We start from the raw sequence: 23,661 nt of genomic DNA, 5'->3' as shown, positions 1-23,661 counted from the left end.
CGTGTGGACACCGGCCGTAGTGTGGCGACTCACGCGAGTACGTCTACCCCTCGGTCCGTCCCATCTCCAAAGACAGTCCTAAAGCCTGCGCCACGGTCTCCAATGTGCCCATACGAACGTGCTGACCTGCCTCTATACGTGCGATCGTCGGACGGGAAACGTCTGCCTGTTTGGCTAGTCGACTCTGCGACCAGGTGCGGGCGTTCCTCGCCTCCCGAATACACTCACCGGGGTTGCTACCTGCGACGCGCTCGCTCATCTCGGCGACCTCTCCTGTCGGTCCGTCAACATAGGAGTGTATCAGCTGCTGATACACTCACAGCCGTGTAACTTTTGCTCCGCGAGGCTCCGTGATCTGTCGGCCTTGGCCGCTAACGTTGAAAGGCAGCGCTCGCCCTAGATGAACATGGGGCGGGCGGTATAAAGGAGGAGCCTGTGGGAGTTCGCTACATCGGTAGCAAAGCGCGTGTAGCGGACGCGATCCTCGACTTGGCTGGGGCCCCACAAGGCGGACGATTCGTCGATGCCTTCTGTGGAACTGGCTCCGTCGCCGCGGTTGGAGCATCCCGGGGCTGGCCTGTGACACTGAACGACACGTTGCCGTCTGCCGTCGCTATGAGCGTGGGCGCGACGGTTGGGCAAGGCAATGTGTCGTTTCCGGCCCTCAATGGCTACGCAGCCACCATCCGTGCACTCAACGCGGTCAGCGCGAACCCTGGTTTTCTTCATGCCGAGTACAGTCCGGCGTCGGGAGCCGCTGGTAAAGTTGAACGCCGCTATTTTACTGAGGAGAACGCGGCCCGCCTAGACGCTATGCGCGCTCAGATTCGATCTTGGTCAGGCGCAGGACTTTTGACGAAGGTCGAGGAGGAACTTCTGCTGGCCGATCTTCTTCGGGCCGCCAACAGAGTCGCTAATATCTCCGGCACTTACGGTTGCTTTTTGAAAAACTGGTCGGCGACTGCCCTTCGGCCGGTGGTGGTCCAGGAACGGGTTCTGCCGCAGCGAACTACAGACCTGCGCGCCGTTGTGGGTGACGTCACGTTGTTGCCCACGAACTCCGAGGACACTGTCTACTTCGATCCGCCATACACCAAGCGGCAGTACAGCGCGTATTACCACGTGTTGGAGACGATCCACGCGGGCGACTCTCCGGAAGTCGGTGGCGTGACCGGGCTTCGGCCGTGGAGAGACAAGGCGTCGGACTTTAGCTACAAGACTCGCGCTCTGGACGCACTAACGCGTCTAGTCCTAGGCACGACTGCACGACAAGTTTTGCTCAGTTACAGCAATGAGGGCCACGTCCCCCGGGAACAGCTGATCAATGCGTTAAGTGAGGCTGGAAAGGTGACGGTGCACGAGGTGAAGACTATAGGTCGCTACCGCCCGAACGCGCAGGCGTCAGCCAACGCCGCCGCCGTTAACGAGTACGTCATCGAGGTCCTGCCTATCCAGTTCGAACAGGCTAAGCGACGTCCTTCTCCCGCAGCGGCGCGCGCATGAAAAGCCTTGAGCAGCGTTTGCTTTTGGCTACTGAACATCTGCTGAACGCAGCCGCGGCAGAGGTGTTGCCCAATGGCAACCGCACCGCCGCGCGGCTCACCGTGCTGGAGGCTGTTTCCGCCGTATCCGGGGGCTGGAACCTCGACGGCTTCTGGGATCTGGTGGGCGTCGATTCGTCCCGTCTTGACGTAGATCCGACCCCCTGGGCTGACAAAATCCTCACTAGCATCGCCGGTACGGGTATCCCCACGGCATCGGCGCTGTCTGCGCTTAGCCGCGAGGTGCTCCCGCCGTCGCAGCAGCGCACAACAGGGGCCTATTACACGGACTGGCGCCTCGCCGAGCTACTCGCAGCCACCGCCGTGCCAGAGGTTACAGCTGATGGACCTTGGGTTGACACGGCGTGCGGCTCGGGAATGCTGCTTGCCGCAGCTGCCCAACAGGTTCCTGCAGGCGCCGCCCGGGATTCCCTGATACGCGACCGCCTGACCGGGGCGGACCTCTCAGCGAACGCCCTTCGTGGGGCCCTTCTTTCCGTCGCCAGCCTCACGGGTGAACTCGACGCCGTTAGCGGTTTCGCAAGCCGGTTGTTACTCCACGATAGCCTCCGAAGCGCCAGCACATGGGCCAAGATCGCGCCGACCGGCGCAGCCTTAGTTATAGGAAATCCGCCTTGGGAGAAGCTCCGGGTATCGCGCCATGAAGCGGCGAAAAGCGCTGGCGCCGTCCGTGCCTACGGTCAAAGCTTCGAACGCGACGACGATCTCGCGCCCGATCGGTCCCGGCTGGTTACGTATATCGAAGAAGTTGCCTCTGGGACGCGGCTTCAAGGCCGCGGCGAGCATGACCTCTACAAGCTCTTCCTTGAACTGGGAATGGGCGTCGCAAGCGAGGACGGTGTCCTGGCGTTGCTCCTGCCCGCGGGATTGATCAGGTCCCAGGGCACTGAGAGCTTGCGCCGCGAGCTCAACTCGATGGCACAAAGCTTGTCTATCTCCGTAATCGAAAACCGTGCCAAACACTTCGCAATCGACACCCGGTTCAAATTTCTCTCCGTCGTGGCCAAGATCGGCAAGGGGCGCAAGAAGGCCATCGAGTTGAAAGTTGCGGATCGGACCGGCACTCTGCCCGCGAAATCGGTCAAGCTCAGCCGAGCTCAGCTGGCAAAGGTCAGGCCAGACTGGACCATCCCCGAGGTTCGCACCGCACAAGAGTGGGAGCTGTACTCCCGCCTAGCGAACAATGCTGTCACCGTGGGAGATCCGAACGGCCCGTGGAGCCCGACTTACCGCCGTGAGATTGATATGACCCTAAACCGTAAGGATTTTCGTCGTAAACGTGGCAACGCAGCACTGCCGCTACTGGAAGGTCGGCATGTCAGCCAGTACCGGTGGCGGGCAAAAAGCTATCGATCCGGCGAGGGGAGATCTGCCATCTGGAACCCTGAACCATTGTCGGAGAACGCTCTTAGGGCGCAGTGGCACGTTTCCCTAGACGCCATCCATCCCGGGACGATACAACGCACATTACGATCACGCATCGGGTTCTGTGACATCACCGGCCAGACGAACGAGCGTTCGCTCCTAGCAGCTCGGATTCCAGACGGCGTTGTATGCGGGAACAAAGTCCCCACGATTTCATTTGAAGACGGTGCCGTTGACCGTGAGGATCTGTTTCTCGCGCTGGCCAACTCCTTGGTCGTCGATTGGATGCTGCGCCGCATAGTGACCACCACGGTCAACTTCTTCTTGCTCGATACGTTGTGCTTACCCCATATTGACGAAAACGCCGACGTAGGGCGCGAGCTAGTTGCCCTTGCTCGGCTGTTGACCGCAGCTGAAGGGGATCCCACTGTCGATGTTTGGCAGGTGGGGCAGTGGCGGGCACGTTCAGATGCTCTTGTTGCCGCGAGTTGGGGCTTGGACGTCGGCGACCTAGAGATCGTGCTCCGTGACTTTCCGCTATTGGACCGCGGTCAACCCCCGCTTGAGGGTGAAGCGCGATCCACGGTCACCGCCGACTGCGTGCTTGCTGAACTCGCGCGCATTTTGGCCGTTCCTCACCCAAGCCTGGACCGGGCACGCGGGGCGCGGATGGCCGGGGCGACTCCATACGTCCCCGCCGAATTCGCTGTGAAAGGTTTGGTATGAGTGTTCGCCCAGTTCTGTTTGTCTACAAGGAGGTCGTCGCCGGCGACCTCCGCAAGCTCGTCGCTGAGTCCAACGATTCGAAGACAGGCGGCGGCGCCCGCGACCTGCGTCTCCCGTGGAAAACGTTCCGCTCGATCATGCATCGTATTTTCACCGAGGACGGGGTGGGACGAGGAGGTAAGCAGATCCGCGTTGCGCGTGTGACGTATCTGGATAAGAACGAAGTCGCCCAGACGACTGAGCTCGAGTACTGGCCGCCAACGTCCTCTCGTCCAACTGAAGACCGCATCTCCAGGATCCACGCAAGCCCCGCACTTGGCGGCCAGCTCCCTAAAACGGATCAGGGCCGCGTCTTTGTGGTGTTCAGCAAATTCGACGACGGTACGGTCAGATGCGACTACGCATACGAAAGCGCACTGGGCGAGTGGGCAATTGAGGTCAGTAGCCAGATCGTCGCATGTATGGCCTCTGCCGCTGCCCGGGACGGGAACCGTACGGTCCAGGGCTATTACGATTTTGTTAAAGGAAGCGGCTACTGCCATGCCGATTGAGTCGAACATCAGCCCGGAAGCCCGGGCCGTTCTCAAGGCCCTAGCGGTGCGCAAGAATGTCATTATCGCAGGCCCTCCGGGGACCGGGAAGTCTCGCCTGCTCAACGAGGTTCGCGAGCTGTTCAAGTGGGACCAAGGCCAAACAGGCAGTGCCCCGACCGGACGTATTCCGATCCCAGCTTCATCCGGTCCTATCCCTGACTGGTTCCCGAGTCCGAGCCAAGACGTCAGCCGCGAAGTGTTCCAGACAGTCTTCGACCAAAACACTAAATACCGCGACTTTATGCGGGGACTTGTGCCGAAAATCGGACAGGCTGGCGCCTTCGAGGTGACGAGCGGAACGCTCCACAGGGCCGCGCTGAAGGCGGGCCACGACGGCAATGCAACACTAGTTCTGGTCGATGAGATTAACCGTGGCCCTGCCGTTGCTGCCTTCGGCAGCGCTCTGGTCGGGTTGGAGGCGGATAAGAGGCTTCCAACCGATCGAAAGCCCACCAGTACGACACAGTTCTTTGAAATCCTCGGCGACACCGGTAGCCACGAATCGTTCGCACTTCCTAACGACCTTTACATCCTCGCCGCCATGAATGAGGCTGACACTAGTGTGGAACCACTCGACGTCGCGTTCCTTCGCCGCTTCCACATCCACAGGCTTGAGCCCGACGAGTCCGTGCTCCGCGCTCACTTCGGGCTCGGTGCCGCAGTCCCGTTGACCGACATACCGAGCCGGGCGACGGACTACTACGAAGCCCTTGCACAGTCATTCCAAAGAATCAACGAGCAGATCCTGCTCGGACGCGGGCAAGCGTACCAACTCGGACACGGGGCGCTCATGCACGCGCCCGCCGATTTGGTGAACATCGGGGCGGCTCAGGAGTACGTAGCCACCGCATGGGCCACTCTCCGCGGTCACGTCGACGAGGTGTTCTATGGCAACACTCGCGCAATCTCCGACGTGCTCCGCGCCGAAAACACTAAGAGTCCCTACTCGTTGCGTGAATCCACGTTCGCGGGTCAGACAGTTCGGCGCATCACAGGGCCCCTCCGGCCAGACTCGGCGGAACTCTACAGGCTCTTAAGACTCATCGGCACCGAATGACCGCAGTCAAGCGGCTGGTTTTACAAGAGCTTGGGGAGAGACCTGGAACGACCCAGGAGATCGCGATGCACAGCGAGATCTCCGATGGAGACGTACTTGTGCAGCTCCAAGAGCTCAACGACCGCATCCGCTACCTCCTCGGATACGACGATGATCCCATCACGGTGTCAAACGCCGGCGCATGGAAAGCAGACGGCGTGGCTGGCCTGCTGCGGCTCAACTCGCGTGTGGAACTGGAGGTCGTGCCCAAGTTTCTCGATCCATCAACCAGCTCTTGGCGCGCAGACTTCTTCCTGCTGGCCGTCTTGGTCAAGACCGGCCACTTGCTCCTCCACGACGAGATCTCTGCGGGAACCCAAGAGCGCGGCGATCTCGGGACACTCATCGCTCGCTCGCTCCTGAAGTGGTGTGCCGAAAACGAGCGCCGGCCGATCCGCGGTTACCGTCGTGTTCGGAGGACGGAGTTCGCGATCGACGGGGAAGTGGACTGGCAGAGCATTTTCCTCCCGGACGCCGACGGTTTCGGAGTGACTCGCCTGGAGCTGACCCGGCAGAACCCCTTCAACGCCACGCTGGCTACTGGGGTAGAGATGTTGACCTCTGAGGTTGCGGATGGCGACACGCAGGCTCAATTGCAGCATCTAGGACGGAAGATCGGTCCACAGTCCAAGCCACCAGCCGCATTCGCGCCGTTGCCTCAGCGCCATCAGAATTGGCAGCAACCCTACGACTTAGCGAAACTGATTATCGAGGGCCTCGGAATTAACCTCGACGAAGGTGTGTTCACTGGTCCGGGCTTCGTTCTGTCAACTTGGTCGGCCTGGGAGGCTCTATGCGAGGAGCTAGTGCGCCGAGCGATGCCAGATCACCAAGTATTTGGCCAGAAGCGATGGGTGCTCGGCCACCGCGGAACGGATCCGGTGTACGTGAAGCCCGATATTTCGCCGATGTCCGGTAACACGGTGTCCTTCCTGCTCGACGCCAAATATAAGTCTCGGCACGATCGCTCGCTTCGGATAAGTTCGGGCGATCTCTACGAGTCATTGGCGTTTTTGCGCGCCACCAAGGCGAAGAAGATGTGTCTCTTGTACCCGGCGTTGCACTCTCCTGACCATTTGCCACTAGGGGAGTGGCAGCGTTTCGACGAGGTCGAGGTCGATGACCTCACTGTCGAAGGCTTTGAGGTCCAAATGCAGGGGCTCTCCCAGAGAGGCGGGTTTGACACGCTCATCACGGGTGCTCGCCTAGCGTTAGGATCGCGCACAGGCAATCCGCGCAGCTGAGACAGGAGGTCTGGCCCGCATCAGCAGGACGCAACTGGCCGGCCTCGCGCTCATGCGGCCGGTAGGTAGTTGGGGCTGAGCGAGTTCGTAGAACCATTCGGTGCCCGCGATGGGTGAAGGTTCGTGTACTGCCAACTGGAGCCGGGGTTGTCGATGTTCATCATGGGCCGGTGGTCGAAACGATCGAGACCAGTTGCATTCGTGTCACGGTCGCCGCGGTTACTGGCGAGGCGGCTGTCCACGGCGATCTGATGCCTCTCGCCTGGCCCGTGGTCAACCGCCACAGTCCCAGAACGTCACCAGGCCAGCCTTCCCCACAAGCCACTCGAGGCAAACCCGGGCGACAAGGAGCTGTCAGCCATTCGATGGGTTGGGGGTCTCCCAGACGCGCGCGTACATCTCAGACACCAACGGCCACACCCTATTCAGACCGTCCTCGACGGAGTCTACGGTGGCAGCGAGGTGGCCGAGAAGGACGAACTCGTGGGGGATCACACGGCCTGCTGAGTCTTGACGCCCAAGCGGATCTGGAAAGCGCAGCGCGACTTGGCCGTTTTGGCGGCGCCACGCGGTCGGCGCGTCTCGAAGATCTCCGAAAGCGCGTTCGTAGTCCGCGAGCGGATCGCTGAGTCCGGCATCCAGAAGAAACCGAAAGCCCCAGGTGCGACCACGAGTGGCCCAAATCACGCTATCGGGGTACGTGGCATTCACTTTGGGTTCCTGATCACTTTGTCGATGACTCCCTGCTCGAGGTCCCGCTTGAACTGCGTCAGTGTCGCTCTCAGGTAGTCGTGCTGCGCTCGGGCCTGCTCGTTCATCTTCTTAAGTTCCGGCCCTGCCAACTGGACTGCTTTTGCCAGGATTGGCACCGCCATGGCGGCGACCTTGCCTCCCCTGTCTACCTTTGCCATCCTGGCCAGAAACTTATCGACCGGTGCGAATTTCCCTCCGGCTAGGCCAGCTGCCAGCAACTCGGCACCGTCGGCGAGCGAGTCGAGCACCTTGCGGGGGATGTCAAACCTCTCGTGCCACTGCACCCGGCGTTCCAGCGGGAGAAGAGACGCCACCGGAAGGACGAGATCGAGACCAACGCGTTGCGTGAGGTCGATGTCGAGCGTCTGCGGACCGTTGGACTTGAGTTCGAACTTGGCAGATGAGAGCAGCATGAAGTCTTCCCCGATAGACAGAGCAGCAGGAGTCTCGATGAATCCGGCAACGGTCGATCGAAGGCGTTCGACGTCCTCTGCTGCCTTGAGGATGACCAGATCACGAAATGTGTCGACGTCCCAGTCTGGAAACAGATCAGCTTTCGACAAGGCTAAGATCCACACCCGGGGGAACTCGATGATGGGCCCGTCCTTCAACAGGTCGTCCTTGAGTCGCAGAAGCCCTTGACGGAAGTTCGCCATCAGAGACGCAAGATACCGCTCTTCTTCGCCGCGGTAATCAAGCAGCTTCTGCCCGTCTACCAGCAAAAGTGCGACGTCGGACCGAAGCAGAGAACGGAAGTTGTCGGTTCGCCGGTTGTGTTCTTCCGAGCTACTGGGCTCAGCTTCGAACCATTCGCCCGGATAGTCGTGCCACGCGAGCCGGAGGACATCGAAGGGCCTCTTCTTGGCTGCGTCGTTGTCTCCCCCTTTAAGTTTGACCGAGAAATAGTAGGTCGTGGCCTTGAAACGGGTTTGCATCGGCGCAGTCGATCGGTCCCGCATGCCGAGGTAATTCTGGTAGAGCCGCACCCCCTGGCCGGTGTCATCAGCTACGAGATCCCAGAGATCGTTCTTGTACGACCCCTCCTGGGTCGGGCCGAAGAACGACGAAACCAGAACAGTCTTGCCCGACCCGCTCTCGCCGAAGACGGCAATGTGCTGCTCTCGAACTCTTGGGTACTTGGCCATGCCAGGACGCTATAACACGACCTGCGGCGCGTTACTAGTTGACTAGTACCGAGAGACAACCCACACCGACATCCGACGAAGTGTCGTCTCTCCACGAGTTGTCGACCTTCCGTCTGGCGCAGGGTCACTCATTGTTACCGGCGGCCTCCAGGTCGCAGGCGGCGAGGCGCTGACGCCATGGGCTTTCCCAGATCAATCTCGCCGGCGAGGTCGACCGCATCGGCGGCTTCTTCACGCCGCCTTGTCACAAATGATCGAGTCAGTCGTCGATGAATGAAAACGGGAGAGCCGCGGCTCGCCTCGCGGACGAGCAGCCATCCGCGCTCTAGCGCTCGCAAGCGATGGTCAGCGGACACGCTCGCAGAAGGCACGAGGCGCTCACACCAGCACGTTGTCAAGATTACTTGACATAAGGTATCTTATCGGCACACGAAATATATTGCATATCAATAGGTTTCGCGGGCTGGCGACGTAATCGCACTGCGCACTCACTTTGCTGTCGAGATCCCTGGGTCAGCCCGGGGATCTGCATAGGCGCTCGTCCCATATCCCGCGAGAACTAGGTCGTCGATGGAGCGAGTGGCGATTTTGCTGGCCGGTTGTACGTAGTGGTGTCGTCCATGCAGTCGATGAAGGCGTTGACAGCCGGGTTCGTGGTCGTGGAGCACCACACGAGGTAGAGGTCGACTGTCGGGATGGGGTCGATCAGTTTGACCGCGACGGGTGCGGCTGGGCCAGCTGCCATGCCGGTTGCGGCTGCTGCCCGGGAGATCGAGGTGAAGGCCACGTACGGTTTCATGGCGGTTCAGCACCACAGACCCATGACACCACAGCTGGCCGACAACCAGCCTCACCAGCACGTTGTCAAGTTTACTTCTAGCCCAGTGGGAGGTAGTGCACGGGTGACCCATCAGCACCAGTTCACGAACGTCCGCCTGGCCAGCGCCGTGTCAAGTTTACTTGACATAATCATTGTGATCGGCGTGATTTGTTGTGCTGCAATGCGTCAAGTCCTTGTCAGGTTTCGGATTCACGATGAGTGGTCTGGACACCGAATCCCTGCATCGATCGTGTGAACTCGAGCGGCTCGCTGTCGACGAACGTATCTGGGGTGAAGGACTTGTCCGTCATTACGCCCCAGGCGCGGCGACGTTGCATGGCGAGGTTGCCGGCATCGTAGAGTGGGAAGACGGCCGCTTCGCGGTACGCCTTGGCGAGTGGAAATCGCTGGTCGAGGGCGTTGACGCCGACGATGCGCATGCAGTCGTAGACCACGCTCTGCATGAGGTCACCGCAGAACGTCTTGTTCATCCCGCCCAGGGCGTGGCCCTGGCCGGCGTGTTTGTCCATGTAGTGTGCGGCTTTCCAGCTGAAGTAGCGGCCGGCCTCGATGCGGCCGGCGATCTCGGTGAGCAGGTTTCCGACGGCCTGGTGGTTGATGATCGGGGAGGTGCCGCCGCCGGTGTAGGTTTTGGCCCATTTCAACGCGAAGTCGTAGGCGCTGCGGGCGACCCCGACCGCTGCGATGCTCGCGATCGGGGAGGACCAGGTGAAGTTGCGGTTGATGAGCAGGTCCCCCTCGCCGCGGGCCAGGATGTTCTGCTCGGGGACAGCGACATCGCGAAAAGTCATGGTGACGTTCTGACACGTGCGGTGGGCCATCTTATCGATGACCTCGTAGTCAATTCCGGGAGTGCCGCGTTCGACGATGAAGACGCTCAAGCCGCCGGCGCCTCCTTTTGTCCGGTCGGTGCGTGCGACGCAGACGTTGATGTCGGCTCCGTGCAGATCCCAACCGCCTGAGTTGCATGGCCAGTGCTTCTCGCCGTTGAGAGTGTAGTCGCCCGTTGCGGTCTGGTCGGCCAGGAGTTGGATCCCGGCCGTCGGGTTGGGGTGATCGAAGTTGGCGGTACCACCGCGTTCGCTGACCACCCAGCCGGCGAGGAATGATCCGTCGGTGTCCGAAGTGGCTCTGCCGAGCCATTTCTCGCGTTGTTCGTCGCTACCGAGCCACAGGATCGGCATCAGCGCCAGTCCGTTCACCAGCAGGATCGTGGGAAATCCGGGGTCCACAGCGCACAGTTCTTCGATGGCGACGAGGAAGTCGACGTTCGACGCGCCGCCGCCACCGTATTCACGGGGCAGGAACATGGTGGTGAAACCGAGTTCGGCCGCCACCTCGTACACCGGCCGCATCGCGGCGAAGGCCTCTTGCGGATCACTAAGGGCGTCAGCATATTCGGCGACCGGACGCAGTACGTCTGTGGCGAACTCGCGTGCCTGATACTTGAGCTTCTTCTGTTGTTCCGAGAGATCGAAGTCAATGGGCATGTCGTCCCTCCGGACCGTCAGCTGGTGGGTCGACCCAAGGTCATGCTCAACGCGCCGCGCAGGCCGTGATCGTTGGCGGCGATCTCTTCGAGGGTCGAGGCGTCGAGAACCTCGAAATACGCGTCCAGCGCTCTACTGAAGACGTCACGGGCACCACAGACACCTGCAATCCGGCAGTACCGAACCGGCCCGAGGCACTCGACCACGGCGAAGTCCGTCTCCATGGTCCGCATGATCTCGCCCACGGTGATCTCGGACGGATCGCGGACGAGGTGCACGCCACCGGCTCGGCCACGGACTGTCTCGACCAGGCCTGCGCCGGCAAGTCGTTGGACGACCTTGTCCAGATGGTTACGCGAAATCTTATGCGCAGCAGCGATGTCACCGACCGAACCCCGGCGACCGGGCGCCACTCGCAAGTAGAGCAGCACACGCAGTGCGTAGTCGGCGTGAGTCGTGTGCTTCATGCCCGCTGTGCCTCCATTGCCGCCCGCCAGCCGAATATTACCTTCGCGAAACCGTCCCGTCTTACTGAGCGGCACGTGAGCCGGGGCCAGCCGGTGAGATGGGTCCCTACCGGCTGGCCCCAACTGTGTGGGGCATCAGCCAGCGATGGTGCCGATACTCTCGTGTTCTTTGCCGAAGCGTACGTACTCGTCTTCCATGATCGCGCGCGGGTTGAAGGCGGGGTCTGCGATGATGCCGTGGACGCGGCGACGCTGCATACCCATGTTCCCGCCGTCGTAGATGGGGAGAACGGCTGCTTCGCGCAGGAGCTTGCCGAAGCCGTTCTTGGTCTCCAGGCTGTTGACGCCGACGATCTGCATGCACTTGTAGACGCAGTCAAACATGAGCTCGGTGACCTGAATCTTGTTCATGGCGCCAACTAATTCTGCATGCTGGTCGTGCTTGTCCAGGTAGTCAGCTGCGCGCCAGGAGAAGTACCGGGCCATCTCGATCTTGGATGCCACGTCCCCGAGGACGTAGCCAACGTTCTGGAAACCGATGATCGGTTGCAATCCGCCCGCGGTGTTGTTCTTGGCCCAGTCCAGTGCCATCTCGTAGGCAGCGCGTGCCATTCCGACGGCGGCGATCGCCGCGACCGGGCCTGACCAGGCGAAGTTGCGGTTGATGACCAGGTCGCCGTTGCCTACGGCGCCAGGCAGCAGGTTCGCGGCCGGGATTCGGGCGTCTTCGAAAACGATCTCGGCATTGGAGGCCAATCGATGCCCGATCTTGTCGAGATGCTTGAAGGTGACGCCGGGAGTGTCGCGCTCGAGGATCAGCGCGGACAGACCCTCGGTGCCGCCCTTGTCTGAGTCGGTGCGGACGATCAGTGTGCCGGCATTCACGCCGCGCTCGTCCCAGCCCGCCGATGAGGGCCAGTACTTGCGACCGTTGACGATGTAGTCGTCGCCGTCGCGCACGGCAGTCAGGCCGACACCGGCGGGCCGCGGCAGCTGGATGTCGAAGTTCGCTGTCCCGGCAGGATTCCCGGGCGGTTCGCTGGCGGTCCAGCCACCCAGGTACTCGCCGGTGGGGTCGGACGTCGCCGCGGTGAGGAACTTCTCCTTCTGCTCATCGCTGCCGTACCACGCCACGGGCATCAGTCCGAGCCCGTTGCACAGGACCGTACAGGCAAATCCGGGATCCACAACGCAAATCTCCTCGGCCGCGATCACCAGATCGACGCAGGACACACCGCCGCCGCCATACTGCATGGGGAGCATGCACATGGCGATACCGGCATGGTAGGACTCGATGTAGGCGGGCTTGGTCATCTGAAACCCGATGAGCGGGTTGGGTTCTGCGTCCGCCTCGGCGATCACCGGTGCGAGAACGTTCTCGGAGAACTCGCGCACCTCGTGTTGCAACTTTCGTTGTTCGGTGGACATTGTGAAATTGATGCTCATGTCTAACTCCATGTTTTAGTAGAGATCGGCCATCCGACCACCGACGGGCCCCGTTGCTCCTGCGATGATCTGAGCCAGATTCGCAAATCGGTATTTCCGATACCGGTTTGGTTTGGTTACTGCCGCATTGCAGCAGGTTGCGACGTGCTCACACAGAAAATGCCTCCCCAGAGAGGACAGGCGCTGCCATGCTTCGTCAACCGTCCTCGGATGAAGACCCGACGCCCGCGCGCCGACTCTGCGGCCCCGCACCCTCCCGCCAGTGACTTGTCAAGTTTACTTGACATAATATCTATTATTGGTTGCACGCCAACGACTTTCGTTGGATCTAGCTCGCGGCGGCTCGGATCATCTCGACGGCGTCGACCATGCCGTATCGCCGCTCTAGTACTTCGAGTACATGCTCGAGTGTTTCAGGAGGATTGGTGCGTCGGCCAATCATCGTCCGCAGCGCGCGGACCGCAGCGTCGGGCGACACCGCTACCGTGTCAGCAACGAACACAGGTGGTTTGATCACCTGAATCTGAGCGGGCACTCTCCCTTGGGGAGGTCTGAGATGTTGTTGGAAACGATCGCCTCTGCACCACCGATGACAGCTGCTGCCACGAGGTGCTCATCGTCTGGATCCGGGAGGCTAAATGACCCGTCGAGCACCTCCCAGCCAACGACGCAGGCATCGTCGAACGCAGCTGCCATCTGCTCTACGAGGTGCGCTGCTCGTGCCGCGGCGCGTTCCGGATCGGCGCCTCGGTCAACGAGTTTGCGCGCCTCGTGGAACTCGAGTTCTTCAAGGATGGCGTCCGACCATAGGGGGCGATATAGGTTCTCGGCTGCGAGTGAGAGCAGGACGTCTCGTTGCAGGCTCGGCCACAGTACGCAGGTGTCGAGAACGGCTACGAACATGGGTTTATTGTGTCAGCCAGCTTTTTTCGCTGTCTTGCGACGGGCTGCGACTGCTTTACGGGCCTCGCGCAGCTGCCGTCGGATCACCTCTGGGTCATCCTCGACGTCGATAGGCACCGACGTCACCGCAATTGCGTCGTATTGCCGTGTCCGACGGGCATCTCGGTAGGCAAGCACGTCGTCAAGCAGCAGCCGATGCCGATTGCCAACCCGCTCGGCGGCGATCTGGTCGTCGTTGATCAACCGGACGATAGTAGGCCGACTCACGCCGAGCAGGTCGGCGGCCTGCTGCGTCGTGAGGGTCATGCTCTGCGGCGCCACGGTGACAGCTCGGCCTTGAGACATTGCCTCAACTACCCGCTTGAGGACCTGATGAAGGTTCTCCGGCAGCTCGATTCGATCGTGCTCGTCGACCCCGACCAGGGCGTATGCAGGCTGGGCAGTAGTCCCCGCTGACCGTTCATGGGCTTGCAAGAAACTCAACACCGGCGCCAGCTGGTCAGCATGCTCGGGCAGGAACGTCTCAGATGTGAGCGCCTGGGTTTGTGTTGCCATGCCGAACCACCTCACTATACGAACAGAACGAAAGACCTTTCGATACGTTCGAATATGCCAGATCGTGTCGGAAAAGTCCACCCCGGCCACTGGAGGATGGCCCGCCGCGCACGATGGTCACCGCTCGTCGAGGTGCCGGTCGAGTGCTGCTTCCCAAAGGTCGATCTCGTAGGCACTAAATAGATGCAAGGTGTCTTCGGTCAGGATGTAGCCGACGTCTTTGCTGGCGAGGACTTTGGCCTTGACGACCGGGTCGTCCACGCCGTCGGCAAGTCGATCGAGCATCGCGTCGAACGCATCCGCAGATAGCGGGGTAGGCACGGCGGCATCTGGGTCGGCCAGGAGCGGATCGCTCGGTCCGGGTTTGCGGCCGAAGCGGTCCACGAAGTCGCGCCGCAGGGCTTCGAGGGCGCCGGCCATCTCCGCGGCCTGGGGATGCTCCGCAGACATTGCCAGGGTGACATGGCCTGACGATGGGTCGACGTCTCGCTGGACATAGTGCGGATCGCCGTGGCGCTCGAGGACCAGCCGTGCGTGTTCTTCGCGTCGACGTTCGTCGGCGGCGAGCCGTGCTTTGCGGGCGCGGTTCTTGTCGGCTCGGGATCTACTCACGGACATAATGTTATCAACAGTGGTATGCGAATATGCCACTCTTACAGGACTTTCCGGCTTCTACCTTACATAAGGTCTCTTATGGGCGTTACCTGTTGCGGCACTTTACGTTTCGTCACCAGTAACGGAACAGACCGTGAACTCGACAGCGACAGTCCTGGCCCGCGGACCATTCACCGACATTGTGGACGTTGCGCGCCAAACGCCGCCGTGGAAGTCCCGATTTCCACAAGTCAGCGAGTGGGCGTTAACCGAACCATAGTTCGCCGGCGGTATCGGTACCGACCGCTCGAGCTACCGACGGGGGAGCGCTTGCAGCAGCCGATCGATCTGGCCGGCACGGTGGGTAATCATGTCTGGGTCGGCAATGCTGTCTGAGCCCACCACGAATTGGTCGGTGAACTTGCAGATCAATGCACGCCAGTCAGGGTTCACGTCGCCGCCGTCAACAATGGCGTCAAGAATGATCCAGGACAGCTCAACGGTCAGATTGCGGTGCCGGGACAGGAGGGCCTCGACCAGGTCAATCTGGTCATCGGGATGCACTCGACGCGATACGCCAGCATGGCACCACACGATGCGGGTAGCCCGGTGTTTGCGAATGGCGTTCTCGAACGGCTCGATGTACTCGTGTTCTGAGGGACGCCCGGCCGAACTGGAGTCGTGATGTACCGAGATGGGAACCCGTTTGTCAGCACAGAAACTGAGCACATTGTCCATTGCGGGATGGTCCGCGACGGGGGTTTCGCCTCGGGTCAGGTTCGTCAGATCGTCGTGGCGCAGCAATACCTCACCGACGCCGGCCCAGCGGTCAGACCTGCTCCATACGGCTTCGAGATGCTCGATAGCCAGGCGGTCTGTCGGGTCGAAACCGCAGATCAAGGGCGCCACCTGAAGATCGCTGGCTTCATCGAACACAGCGAGAGCATCGAGCACGAGGACATCGGTCAACGAATGGTAGTGACACGGCGCGTTGTCATCGAGGTAGTAACTAGGTTTGAGAGGCTCGGCGGTAGACCACTTCTTCTTCACCGGCAGACCGAAGACCACAGCACGTTCCGCGCCGCCGTCGCGCAGTGATCGAACCAAACCGTCACAGTCCGCCGGGCGCTGCAGAAAATCGACAATATGAACGTGTGTATCGGTCCACTTCATGCGCCCATTCTTACCGCACCCAAGCTGGCCACAAGCGGACCAACAGCCAGACTTGAGCACATCGCTGACGGCCGGCACGACACGGCCATCACGCCACAGACGCCGAAGGCCCCGATCTGCCTCGATCTGCCTCGACGAGGAGCGAACGCCCGGCCCTAGGCCGTGTCAATTCTGTTGACGACGAATAGGCATCGTGAGTCAAATCTGCTGAGGTGCAGCCCGTTCGTCGCATATCGGTATACCTACCTGTGGATACGGTTGTTGGGCGGTGTCGTCCGGTTCGGACTCGTGGTGGTGTCCAGGCCGGTGTCGACAGGGGACGGGTCGAGCGCGGGTACCGCGATGCACGACACGGGGTTGTGAGCGTCGGGTTGGCGGTGGCCGGTGGGGTTGTCACACCTAGGGGACTGAATACTCGGGTGCGTTCTTGCGACCAGGCTGTAGGCGATCCGCCGTGGGTCACCCAACATTCGTATGATGATGGTGGCTAGAGGCTGCGGCTCGGACAGTGTGGTGCGCGGTTGGTGTTCCACCCATTTCTTTCGCGGAAGAGAGTCTCAAGCGTGCTCGAAAACCCCACCAGTTCCAGCGTGACCATCACCACGACTCACCGCGAGGATCTGGTGATTGTGACCGTGGCCGGCAGTATTGATTTGCTGACCGCGCAACAGCTGACCGACGCCATCACCATCATCGCCGCCGGTGACCCGGCTGGGCTGATCATCGACCTCACCGACGTAGAGTTCCTCGCCAGCGCTGGCATGTCCATTCTTTTGGCAGCGAAACAAGCCGTTGGCCCCACCGGCAGGTTCGCTGTCGTCGCCGGCGGCGCCACCCACACCCCCTTGCAGGTAGGTGGGCTTGGCGAGTTCATTCTGATCTGCTCCACCCTCGCCGACGCCATCGACGCGCTGAGCTGAAAAGGGAACCGTCGCTGTGCCCACCGCCCGTCCCGGTTACGTGGACACACTGAAACCCGTTGAGCGGCAAACAATTAGTGGGCATCGTTGTAGGCCCGAGTGATCGCCACGGGGATACGGCCACGCTCAGCGATGTCGTAACCCTGCCTTCGCGCCCAGACACGCACCCCACCATCAGCAGGTGGTGGGGTGTCGGGGCGGGGGTGGTGTTTGGGTGCGGTCGAGCGGGCACGGCCACCGATCCGCGTGGACTTGGCCAACACCGTCGCTAGCGATACCTGTCCGGCTTCGATCTTTTCCAGGTTCGCGGTGCTGGTATCGAGGTGATAGTCCACCCCGAGCCACGACCACCGCACCGTGTGCACCTCGTCTAGATCGAGGGGGTGTCATCGAGATCGTCGATGTATTCGATCGCATATCGTGGCGCCATAACGCCCTACGGTAACCACACCACCGTAAAAGTCATTGGTTGAGCACAGGCGAAGCCACCACCCTGTTCCGAACGCGGGGGCGTCGAGAAGCCTGTGGCCCCGTCGGCGGTAGCCGGGCGAGTCAGGCGAGTAGTTGCATGCGCCGTCACACCGCGGATAAGGGCGGGGGTAGTGCACTAGAGGGCGGGTTGTTGAGATACTGGAGTCATGAGCGCCAACCACCGGCCCCCGGCCGCCGAGACCACCGTGTCGGCTGGAACCCGGGTACAGGTCAATCCCGCCAGCGGCGGCGGAGCCGGGGTCGTGGTCGAAGACTTTGGGCCACTACCAGCCGACGGCGTCGCACAGCTAGATCGCGACACCACGATCCGGCCACGGCGCTACGCGATCGCCCTCGACGACGGCACCCTCATCTTCCTCGACGCCCACGAGTTCACCACCCCATAAACAAATCCCACCGGACCTGCAGCCAGCCAGGGGTGGAGCGAGTGCGCCTGCCGCTGCTTAGCTGTGCAGGTTATCGATGTCCACACGTGCGCGGTAAGGTCGTCGTAGTACTCCACGGCAGTCTTTTTCGCCATAGTCGACCACGATAACCGCTCCGCCTTGACCGGTCAGGCTGGTGGAGATCTGCGTTCAAGACGACATCGGTAGTTACGTTGAACTGTTGAGGCGACGGTGACGAACGATGAAGCTGGACCGATCGCCGCGGTGGGGCGAACTACACATTGAGACATGTAGAAGGGTGACGGCCGACGAGATGGTCCGAGAATGAAGTCATTCGAGCGAACAATAGGTGTAGCGGTGGTCGTTACCACTGTTGTCGCTTTCGTTCCGCTCCTCGTTTACGACAGTCTCACCGACCCCTCGTGGTGGCGATGGCTGTGGGCCGGGGCTTTGATAGTAGCGGTGGCAACCCTTGCCCGATACCTGTGGCGGACACGGCGCCGAACTCCACCGTCCGTCAATAACCCAGACCGAAGGTGGCCCACGAAGGTCGGACGATTGACGTGCCGGTCTCGTCGTTCAAGATCTACACGACTTCAAGCGACGGAAATTAGTGATCGCTCGTGTACTTTGAGGAAGTCGTAATCAACAGGTGAGGGTGGTCCGGTGAGTTCTGAGGTCGGTGTTTCGGAACGGTTGGCGCAGATCGCCCGCCAGTTGCGCGTTGCCGGCGAGGACCAGACCTCGGCGATGCAACGAATCGCCCAAGCCGCCGTCGAGGCCATCGAGGGCGCCGAGTATGCGAGCGTGACACTGGTGTCAGCGCGTGGACTGCTCACCACCCCGGTCGCGGTGGGTGATCTGGCCCGCCAGTGCGACAGTGTGCAGCAGCAGCTAGGGCAGGGGCCGTGCCTTGACGCCGCGGCGGGCACCGAGACAGCGGTCTGGGTCGATGACATGGCCACTGAGACCCGATGGCCCGAGTTTGCCCACGCCGCCGCCAGTCTCGGTATCGCAGCGATGGTCTGTTTCACCCTGTTCGTCAGCGAGGACGGCAGCTTCGGCGCGTTGAACGTCCACAGCACCACCCCTAATTCGTTCGATGCACAGGCCCGATCCCTGGGGGAACTGTTCGCCGCCCACGCCGCCGTGGAAATGGCATCGGTCTACGAAAACGACCAAATCCGAACAGCATTGACCACCCGCGACACCATCGGTCAAGCCAAAGGCATGCTCATACAGCGCTACGCGATCGACGACTCCCAAGCCTTTCAGCTGTTGGCCCGTATGTCGCAAGAACGCAACATCAAACTCGCCGTCATCGCTCAATATGTCATCGACGCCGGCCCCGGCGCCTGACCTCGAATCACACGCCGACATCAACACCTATCGGTGCGGCCTCGGCCGGACAGGCACCGAACTAAGGGGCTTGAACGGCCCTCCTACCAGCGGTTGTCATGTTTACTTGACAGAAGGTATCTTCCCGGCGGGTTTGCAGCAGTTTGAACGGCGTTAGTAAACCCGACCTAGAACCCGGTGACGTCTATGTAAATGATGAGCGGGATACACAGGAGGCTGACCGCGACAAAGCCGATCATGAAGCTGACGATTAACCAGCGTAGTGGTTTCCACCGCCAGAAGAGTATTGCGCCGAGGCTGTAGACGACCAGGGATGGGATCGCCCACGCGAGCCAGTAGGTGATGGTCGGTCCAGGAATGTTGGGCGGTGGATCGTTGATCGGCACCGATGCCAACTCGGGAACGTTCAGTATGTCGCGTAGACCGTTCATCGACCAGGCAACCGCCAACACTGCGATGCATATCCCTGACAGCAAACCCACCGCCAGCTGAGCGCTAAAAGCAAGCTCACGCCGGAGCTGACCGTTGTCGGCGTCCACATCGGCATCTACGTCAGTGTCATGATCGCGGCTGCTGCTCATACTTCAGGTCTCGGAGTCGCGCACGGTTTCAGCCCCACCGATCCATGACACCACAGCACATCTGCGAACGACCCACCAGCGCCTTGTCAAGTTTACTTGACATAATATCTATTATCGGCACGCTAAATATATTGCATATCAATAGGTTTCGCGGACTGTCGACATAATGCACTGCGCACTCACGTTGCCGTCGAGAACTCTGGGTCAACGATGGACAAACCGTGAAGGGTGAGTTCACCATCAACTGATGACCCTGATGGCTGGCACGACCTTGTATGTCAGCGGGCCCGGCGACTCGAGACCAAACAACTCGGGAACATTCGCCGGGTCAGCTGGCGTTCCGCCGACGCCAGGATGCTCCGGCGGATGGAACGAAGCCAACCACGTGATGTCGTTACACGCGTCTACAACGATTACCTCGCCGCCGTCAACCCATCGCTCACAGTAAAACCTTCCGGCGCTAATTCTGCATCCTGGGAGCGGCCCATCTCCCACATGAACCGGCAGCTTCCCCGCGGGGGACATCGAGATCTCGTTCGCCAGATCGCAGCCTGGATAATCTCGCCAATCTATAGCTACCAGATCGATCGATACCACCTCCGATCACGCAAGCCTCGATAGACGCACAGCTGCACGTTCAGACTGACGTAATCATTGTTATCGGCGTAATCAATTGTGGCACAATCCATTTCGTCACCAGTGACGAAACACTACTCCTGTTGCAGGGGGTGATGTGGGGAGCTGCCTTCACCGGCCGCGATCAATCTGATGCCGGTGCTGTCAGCGCGAGGACGGCGCAGTTCACCGATGCTGTGTTGTGGTCAGCTCTGTCCGGCTGCGCGATGCAAAGCGCGGTCCTCAATCCAGCTGCGGAGCTTGCCAAGCTCCGCGTGGATTTGATCGACAGTGACACTTCCCTGCAAGTATCGGTCGACCAGACGAGGTCGATCTTTGTTCAGGCGGCCGAACCACACCCGCATGTCCATCTGGGCCGCCGTAATGCCCGCACCAACCAGAGTCAACACGTCACGGGCTACCAGCTTGTAATGCAACTTCACCCAAGCGATGATCTGGTCATCATCGAGCGGTACCGAGGACACTGTCTTCATTTCGTGCCACTGCTGTGCCCGCGCAATTGCGCTGTCGATATCACCACGGCGGTACGAATCTGGTGGTTCATTATCCGTCGGGTCATACGGTGCAACCCACAAATCAAGGACCGCTTGAGTGATCGGATCCAGGTCAGGGTTGCCGATACGCTGATCGTCGTATTTGCGCTGCTCCTCGGCGAACAGACTCTCAAGCGTGACCTCACTACGTGGCCGCTGTTCCGCTAGTCGGAACGCGTCCTCGAGCGACTTCACCTTCGGCGTGTGAGGTCGCCGTCTATGGTCGGGCGTGCGCATGATCTCACCCTTCGTCGGTGGTCACAGAGTACAGCGCGCTACCGACACACAGCTGCACCCCAAAATCAATCGGCGCGTGGAGACGCAGGAAACTCTTTGGTCTAAGTTCGATCGAACCACCCGAATCTTCTGCGCCCGTTGACGAATATGAGTGTCGAGGATTGTTGAAGGGGGTGCGCATGTGGGTCGCTATTGGCACCGAAGCTTGCGGGCGTATCGAACCACTAGCAGCTGACGCGCGGTCAGCCCGGCGGTTCACAAGGAGTCGAAATTGGTGTGGTTCCCTCAGGGGCAGCCCTAGCCGAGTTACGTGGTAGTCGCGGGAGCCACCAGTTCCATTGTCCGAGTAGCCGCATAAGGGCGGGTACGAGGATGAGTCTGACCAGCAGCGCGTCGATGGCTACGGCGATGGCGAGGGCGAAGCCGATCTGTTTGAGTTCGAGCATGTTTGCGGTGATGAAGCTGCCGAAGACGACGACCATGATGGCTGCGGCTGCGGTGATGGGTCGGGCGGTGTGAGCGAGACCTGCTGCCACGGCGTGTTGGTTGTCGCCGGTGGCGGCCCAGTATTCGCGCATCCGGCCGATGAGGAATACCTCGTAGTCCATCGACAGACCGAATAGGACGGCGAATACCAGTGTCGGTAGGTAGGTTTGGATGAATCCTGGGCTGCTGAAGTCGAGCAGCGATTCACCGATGCCCCACTGGAACACCACGACGGTGATACCGAGTGCCGCTCCCGTGGCCAGCAAGTTCATCAGTATCGCTTTAAGTGGCAGTGCGATGCTGCGGAAAGCAACGATCAGAAAGACGAAGGACACGGTCAGCACCAGGCCGATGACTATTGGCAGTTTGGCGGTCATCTCGTTGTCGAGGTCGACGAACTCGGCGGTGCTGCCACCGATCAGGATGTCCGAGTCTGCCCCGACTTGTTGTGCGCTGCTTCGCAAGTCGGTGATGAGGTCGGTAGCTGCAGTGGAATCGAATGGCACCGACAGGATCAGCGAGGTCGCCAGTCGGCCATCACTGATGGTGGAAGGTCCGAGGGCAGCCACCCGCGGATCCGCTTGTGCTTGGTCGAGGTACCGCGCGACGGCGTTGTGGCCGGCGTCGGTGAGTGGCCCGCCGGAGGTGTCGGTGGCTACGAGTTCCACTGGGGACAGTGCGCCGGGAGGAAAGTGCGTGGTGAGGGTGGCTGCGGCTCGCCCCGATGGGGTTTCGGACAGTGAGGCTGTACCCATGTCCAGCCCGTAGCGAATGCCTGTCAGCGGGAGCGCCGCAAGTAGCAGGATCGCTACGGCGATGCTGCCGTAGAGCGCCGGTCGTTTCATGATTCGGTAGGCCCACTGGCCCCACCGTGTCCGGGCGGCGTCGGCCAGGTCCGCTGATAGTTCGGCGGGTTGCCATCGGCGTGGCGTTTGCCCGCAGTTGATTCTGGGGCCGAGCACGGCCAACAATGCAGGCAGCAGGCATAAGCCGACGACGAGCATGGCGGTGACTGCCGTAGCGACGCCGATGGCAATTCCACGGAAGATGGGGGCTGGGATGACGACCAGCGAGGCCAGGGAAATCATCACGATCACCCCCGACGACAGGATCGTGCGGCCAGTGGTTGCCAGGGTGCGGGCGACGGCGGCGTCGATCTTGTCTTGGTCGGAGCGGTCAACAATTGCGCCGGCGTTGAGTTCTTCGCGGTATCGGCTGACGATGAACATGGCGTAGTCGATACCTACTCCGATGCCGATCATCGTGGCCACCGACATCGTCAGCGAGTCAAAGTCGGTCACCGCGGTGAGGACAAACAACGTGCCGGCCGTGAGCAATAATCCCACCAGCGCCGCCACAACCGGCACCACCGCGGCAGTCACCGCACCCAGTGCAATGACCAGCAGAATCAAAGCCACTGGGATACCGATCATTTCTGCCCGTTGCGCGTCGCTGTTCTGGATCTCGGTTGCGTCGTTTTGGATTAATGAGTAGCCGGTGACTGCAACCTTGATCTGTGCGGTCTCAAAGCGTGACAGCTCATGTTGGAGGGTGCGTGCCACCATGGCCCGGTCGGCCATGTCACCGTCGATACCGACCAGCCCGACAGCTACACCACGGTCATTCGGCGACACCATCTGTTCCCCACCGACGTCGTAGGGACTAGTCACCTCGCGCGCACCCTCCACCGAGCGAGCTGCCGCGACCGCCTGGTCGACAACCTGACGGAACTCAGGGCTATCCACAGACACGCCGGCACCGTCGTAGACGATGACATCCTGCTCGGCTCCCAACTGAGGAAAATGCTGCGCCAAGACCGCGTCGACGTGTTCGGACTCAGACCCGGCAATCCCGAAATCCATTGCCGTCAAGCGCCGCTCCAATGGCGCAAACGCCATGGCGCAGACCACGATGATCAACGCCCAGCTCACCAGGACCGGCCACCGCCGCCGGCTCACCCATCTGCCCCACCGAGACAACACCGAGCCAGGGGCTAGACCGATGCGTGGCCGCGTCGCCACTGTGACTTTCACCATATTCGGACGATAACATCGAATATCAACGATGAATAGACCTTT

Annotated in this window: 23 protein-coding genes; 8 read left to right on the top strand and 15 right to left on the bottom strand. The window is 60.9% G+C overall.

Going from position 1 to position 23,661, the window contains the following annotated elements; genetic code table 11:
* Positions 1–43: 43 nt before the first annotated feature.
* Positions 44–259, bottom strand: coding sequence for a helix-turn-helix transcriptional regulator (locus tag MVA47_RS01635; protein WP_081907085.1), 216 nt, complete (start codon positions 257–259; stop codon positions 44–46).
* Positions 260–435: 176 nt separating this feature from the next.
* On the opposite strand from MVA47_RS01635, the gene MVA47_RS01630 reads away from it, so the two are divergent.
* Genes MVA47_RS01630 through MVA47_RS01610 form a run of 5 tightly spaced genes read left to right on the top strand, consistent with a single transcriptional unit; the run spans position 436 to position 6,586 of the window.
* On the top strand, positions 436–1,503 hold the full coding sequence (locus tag MVA47_RS01630) for a DNA adenine methylase (protein WP_030174697.1): 1,068 nt from the start codon (positions 436–438) through the stop codon (positions 1,501–1,503).
* A complete protein-coding gene (locus MVA47_RS01625; protein WP_033336185.1) occupies positions 1,500–3,653 on the top strand; it encodes a hypothetical protein in 2,154 nt (717 codons plus the stop codon). The genes MVA47_RS01630 and MVA47_RS01625 overlap by 4 nt, the downstream gene beginning before the upstream one ends.
* Positions 3,650–4,204, top strand: a complete 555-nt coding sequence (locus MVA47_RS01620) for a hypothetical protein (protein WP_030174687.1) — start codon at positions 3,650–3,652, stop codon at positions 4,202–4,204. The genes MVA47_RS01625 and MVA47_RS01620 overlap by 4 nt, the downstream gene beginning before the upstream one ends.
* Positions 4,194–5,303 carry an AAA family ATPase gene (locus MVA47_RS01615; protein ID WP_051722003.1) on the top strand — a complete coding sequence of 370 codons (1,110 nt, stop codon included), beginning with the start codon at positions 4,194–4,196 and terminating at the stop codon, positions 5,301–5,303. Before MVA47_RS01620 ends, MVA47_RS01615 begins: the two co-directional genes overlap by 11 nt.
* The gene (locus MVA47_RS01610) at positions 5,300–6,586 is read left to right on the top strand and encodes a hypothetical protein (protein WP_030174681.1); all 1,287 of its coding nucleotides are present in this window, start codon (positions 5,300–5,302) and stop codon (positions 6,584–6,586) included. Before MVA47_RS01615 ends, MVA47_RS01610 begins: the two co-directional genes overlap by 4 nt.
* A 707-nt stretch (positions 6,587–7,293) precedes the next feature.
* Here MVA47_RS01610 and MVA47_RS01605 read toward each other — a convergent pair.
* From MVA47_RS01605 to MVA47_RS01560, 10 genes are all read right to left on the bottom strand, one after another.
* Entirely contained in the window at positions 7,294–8,484 is a 1,191-nt protein-coding gene (locus tag MVA47_RS01605) for a hypothetical protein (protein ID WP_030174673.1), read from the bottom strand.
* A gap of 559 nt (positions 8,485–9,043) precedes the next feature.
* Complete coding sequence (locus MVA47_RS01600) at positions 9,044–9,283, bottom strand: hypothetical protein (RefSeq protein WP_247206396.1); 240 nt, start codon at positions 9,281–9,283, stop codon at positions 9,044–9,046.
* 218 nt (positions 9,284–9,501) lie between these two features.
* Positions 9,502–10,815, bottom strand: coding sequence for an acyl-CoA dehydrogenase family protein (locus MVA47_RS01595; RefSeq protein WP_030174657.1), 1,314 nt, complete (start codon positions 10,813–10,815; stop codon positions 9,502–9,504).
* A 17-nt stretch (positions 10,816–10,832) separates the two neighbouring features.
* Positions 10,833–11,282, bottom strand: a complete 450-nt coding sequence (locus MVA47_RS01590; protein WP_030174654.1) for an Rrf2 family transcriptional regulator — start codon at positions 11,280–11,282, stop codon at positions 10,833–10,835.
* 135 nt (positions 11,283–11,417) lie between these two features.
* A complete protein-coding gene (locus MVA47_RS01585; protein WP_030174651.1) occupies positions 11,418–12,728 on the bottom strand; it encodes an acyl-CoA dehydrogenase family protein in 1,311 nt (436 codons plus the stop codon).
* A gap of 328 nt (positions 12,729–13,056) precedes the next feature.
* Complete coding sequence (locus MVA47_RS01580) at positions 13,057–13,230, bottom strand: hypothetical protein (protein ID WP_247206395.1); 174 nt, start codon at positions 13,228–13,230, stop codon at positions 13,057–13,059.
* Between the two features lie 11 nt (positions 13,231–13,241).
* On the bottom strand, positions 13,242–13,631 hold the full coding sequence (locus tag MVA47_RS01575) for a PIN domain-containing protein (protein WP_247206394.1): 390 nt from the start codon (positions 13,629–13,631) through the stop codon (positions 13,242–13,244).
* A 12-nt stretch (positions 13,632–13,643) separates the two neighbouring features.
* The gene (locus MVA47_RS01570) at positions 13,644–14,186 is read right to left on the bottom strand and encodes a helix-turn-helix domain-containing protein (RefSeq protein ID WP_030174646.1); all 543 of its coding nucleotides are present in this window, start codon (positions 14,184–14,186) and stop codon (positions 13,644–13,646) included.
* A gap of 117 nt (positions 14,187–14,303) precedes the next feature.
* Entirely contained in the window at positions 14,304–14,798 is a 495-nt protein-coding gene (locus tag MVA47_RS01565) for a hypothetical protein (RefSeq protein ID WP_156045721.1), read from the bottom strand.
* A 294-nt stretch (positions 14,799–15,092) separates the two neighbouring features.
* On the bottom strand, positions 15,093–16,031 hold the full coding sequence (locus tag MVA47_RS01560; protein ID WP_247206393.1) for an amidohydrolase family protein: 939 nt from the start codon (positions 16,029–16,031) through the stop codon (positions 15,093–15,095).
* A gap of 485 nt (positions 16,032–16,516) precedes the next feature.
* On the opposite strand from MVA47_RS01560, the gene MVA47_RS01555 reads away from it, so the two are divergent.
* Positions 16,517–16,873: an STAS domain-containing protein gene (locus tag MVA47_RS01555; protein WP_247206392.1), complete on the top strand. Its 357-nt coding sequence runs from the start codon at positions 16,517–16,519 to the stop codon at positions 16,871–16,873.
* Positions 16,874–16,947: 74 nt separating this feature from the next.
* Here the strand turns inward: MVA47_RS01555 and MVA47_RS01550 are convergent, their stop codons facing one another.
* On the bottom strand, positions 16,948–17,229 hold the full coding sequence (locus MVA47_RS01550; protein ID WP_247206391.1) for a histone-like nucleoid-structuring protein Lsr2: 282 nt from the start codon (positions 17,227–17,229) through the stop codon (positions 16,948–16,950).
* Between the two features lie 282 nt (positions 17,230–17,511).
* Here MVA47_RS01550 and MVA47_RS01545 point away from each other — a divergent pair, with 282 nt between their 5' ends.
* Both MVA47_RS01545 and MVA47_RS01540 read left to right on the top strand, forming a co-directional pair.
* Entirely contained in the window at positions 17,512–17,751 is a 240-nt protein-coding gene (locus MVA47_RS01545; protein WP_030174633.1) for a hypothetical protein, read from the top strand.
* Between the two features lie 666 nt (positions 17,752–18,417).
* A complete protein-coding gene (locus MVA47_RS01540; protein WP_030174630.1) occupies positions 18,418–19,110 on the top strand; it encodes a GAF and ANTAR domain-containing protein in 693 nt (230 codons plus the stop codon).
* Between the two features lie 167 nt (positions 19,111–19,277).
* Here the strand turns inward: MVA47_RS01540 and MVA47_RS01535 are convergent, their stop codons facing one another.
* The 3 genes from MVA47_RS01535 to MVA47_RS01525 form a co-directional block, all read right to left on the bottom strand.
* Positions 19,278–19,691 carry a hypothetical protein gene (locus MVA47_RS01535; protein ID WP_030174626.1) on the bottom strand — a complete coding sequence of 138 codons (414 nt, stop codon included), beginning with the start codon at positions 19,689–19,691 and terminating at the stop codon, positions 19,278–19,280.
* 821 nt (positions 19,692–20,512) lie between these two features.
* Positions 20,513–21,097, bottom strand: coding sequence for a hypothetical protein (locus MVA47_RS01530; protein ID WP_133248733.1), 585 nt, complete (start codon positions 21,095–21,097; stop codon positions 20,513–20,515).
* Between the two features lie 242 nt (positions 21,098–21,339).
* Positions 21,340–23,619, bottom strand: coding sequence for an efflux RND transporter permease subunit (locus MVA47_RS01525; protein WP_033336191.1), 2,280 nt, complete (start codon positions 23,617–23,619; stop codon positions 21,340–21,342).
* Positions 23,620–23,661: the final 42 nt, after the last annotated feature.

The organism is Williamsia sp. DF01-3 (genome assembly GCF_023051145.1).
GTDB lineage: Bacteria > Actinomycetota > Actinomycetes > Mycobacteriales > Mycobacteriaceae > Williamsia.
Note: the sequence above shows the minus strand (reverse complement) of the source record. Positions and strands in the feature narration are given on the sequence as shown.

Coding starts and splice junctions, on each gene's coding strand:
- MVA47_RS01635 (WP_081907085.1), bottom strand. CDS start 259: ATGAGCGAGCGCGTCGCAGGTAGCAACCCCGGTGAGTGTATTCGGGAG.
- MVA47_RS01625 (WP_033336185.1), top strand. CDS start 1,500: ATGAAAAGCCTTGAGCAGCGTTTGCTTTTGGCTACTGAACATCTGCTG.
- MVA47_RS01620 (WP_030174687.1), top strand. CDS start 3,650: ATGAGTGTTCGCCCAGTTCTGTTTGTCTACAAGGAGGTCGTCGCCGGC.
- MVA47_RS01615 (WP_051722003.1), top strand. CDS start 4,194: ATGCCGATTGAGTCGAACATCAGCCCGGAAGCCCGGGCCGTTCTCAAG.
- MVA47_RS01610 (WP_030174681.1), top strand. CDS start 5,300: ATGACCGCAGTCAAGCGGCTGGTTTTACAAGAGCTTGGGGAGAGACCT.
- MVA47_RS01605 (WP_030174673.1), bottom strand. CDS start 8,484: ATGGCCAAGTACCCAAGAGTTCGAGAGCAGCACATTGCCGTCTTCGGC.
- MVA47_RS01600 (WP_247206396.1), bottom strand. CDS start 9,283: ATGAAACCGTACGTGGCCTTCACCTCGATCTCCCGGGCAGCAGCCGCA.
- MVA47_RS01595 (WP_030174657.1), bottom strand. CDS start 10,815: ATGCCCATTGACTTCGATCTCTCGGAACAACAGAAGAAGCTCAAGTAT.
- MVA47_RS01590 (WP_030174654.1), bottom strand. CDS start 11,282: ATGAAGCACACGACTCACGCCGACTACGCACTGCGTGTGCTGCTCTAC.
- MVA47_RS01585 (WP_030174651.1), bottom strand. CDS start 12,728: ATGAGCATCAATTTCACAATGTCCACCGAACAACGAAAGTTGCAACAC.
- MVA47_RS01575 (WP_247206394.1), bottom strand. CDS start 13,631: ATGTTCGTAGCCGTTCTCGACACCTGCGTACTGTGGCCGAGCCTGCAA.
- MVA47_RS01570 (WP_030174646.1), bottom strand. CDS start 14,186: ATGGCAACACAAACCCAGGCGCTCACATCTGAGACGTTCCTGCCCGAG.
- MVA47_RS01545 (WP_030174633.1), top strand. CDS start 17,512: ATGAGCGCCAACCACCGGCCCCCGGCCGCCGAGACCACCGTGTCGGCT.
- MVA47_RS01535 (WP_030174626.1), bottom strand. CDS start 19,691: ATGAGCAGCAGCCGCGATCATGACACTGACGTAGATGCCGATGTGGAC.
- MVA47_RS01530 (WP_133248733.1), bottom strand. CDS start 21,097: ATGCGCACGCCCGACCATAGACGGCGACCTCACACGCCGAAGGTGAAG.
- MVA47_RS01525 (WP_033336191.1), bottom strand. CDS start 23,619: ATGGTGAAAGTCACAGTGGCGACGCGGCCACGCATCGGTCTAGCCCCT.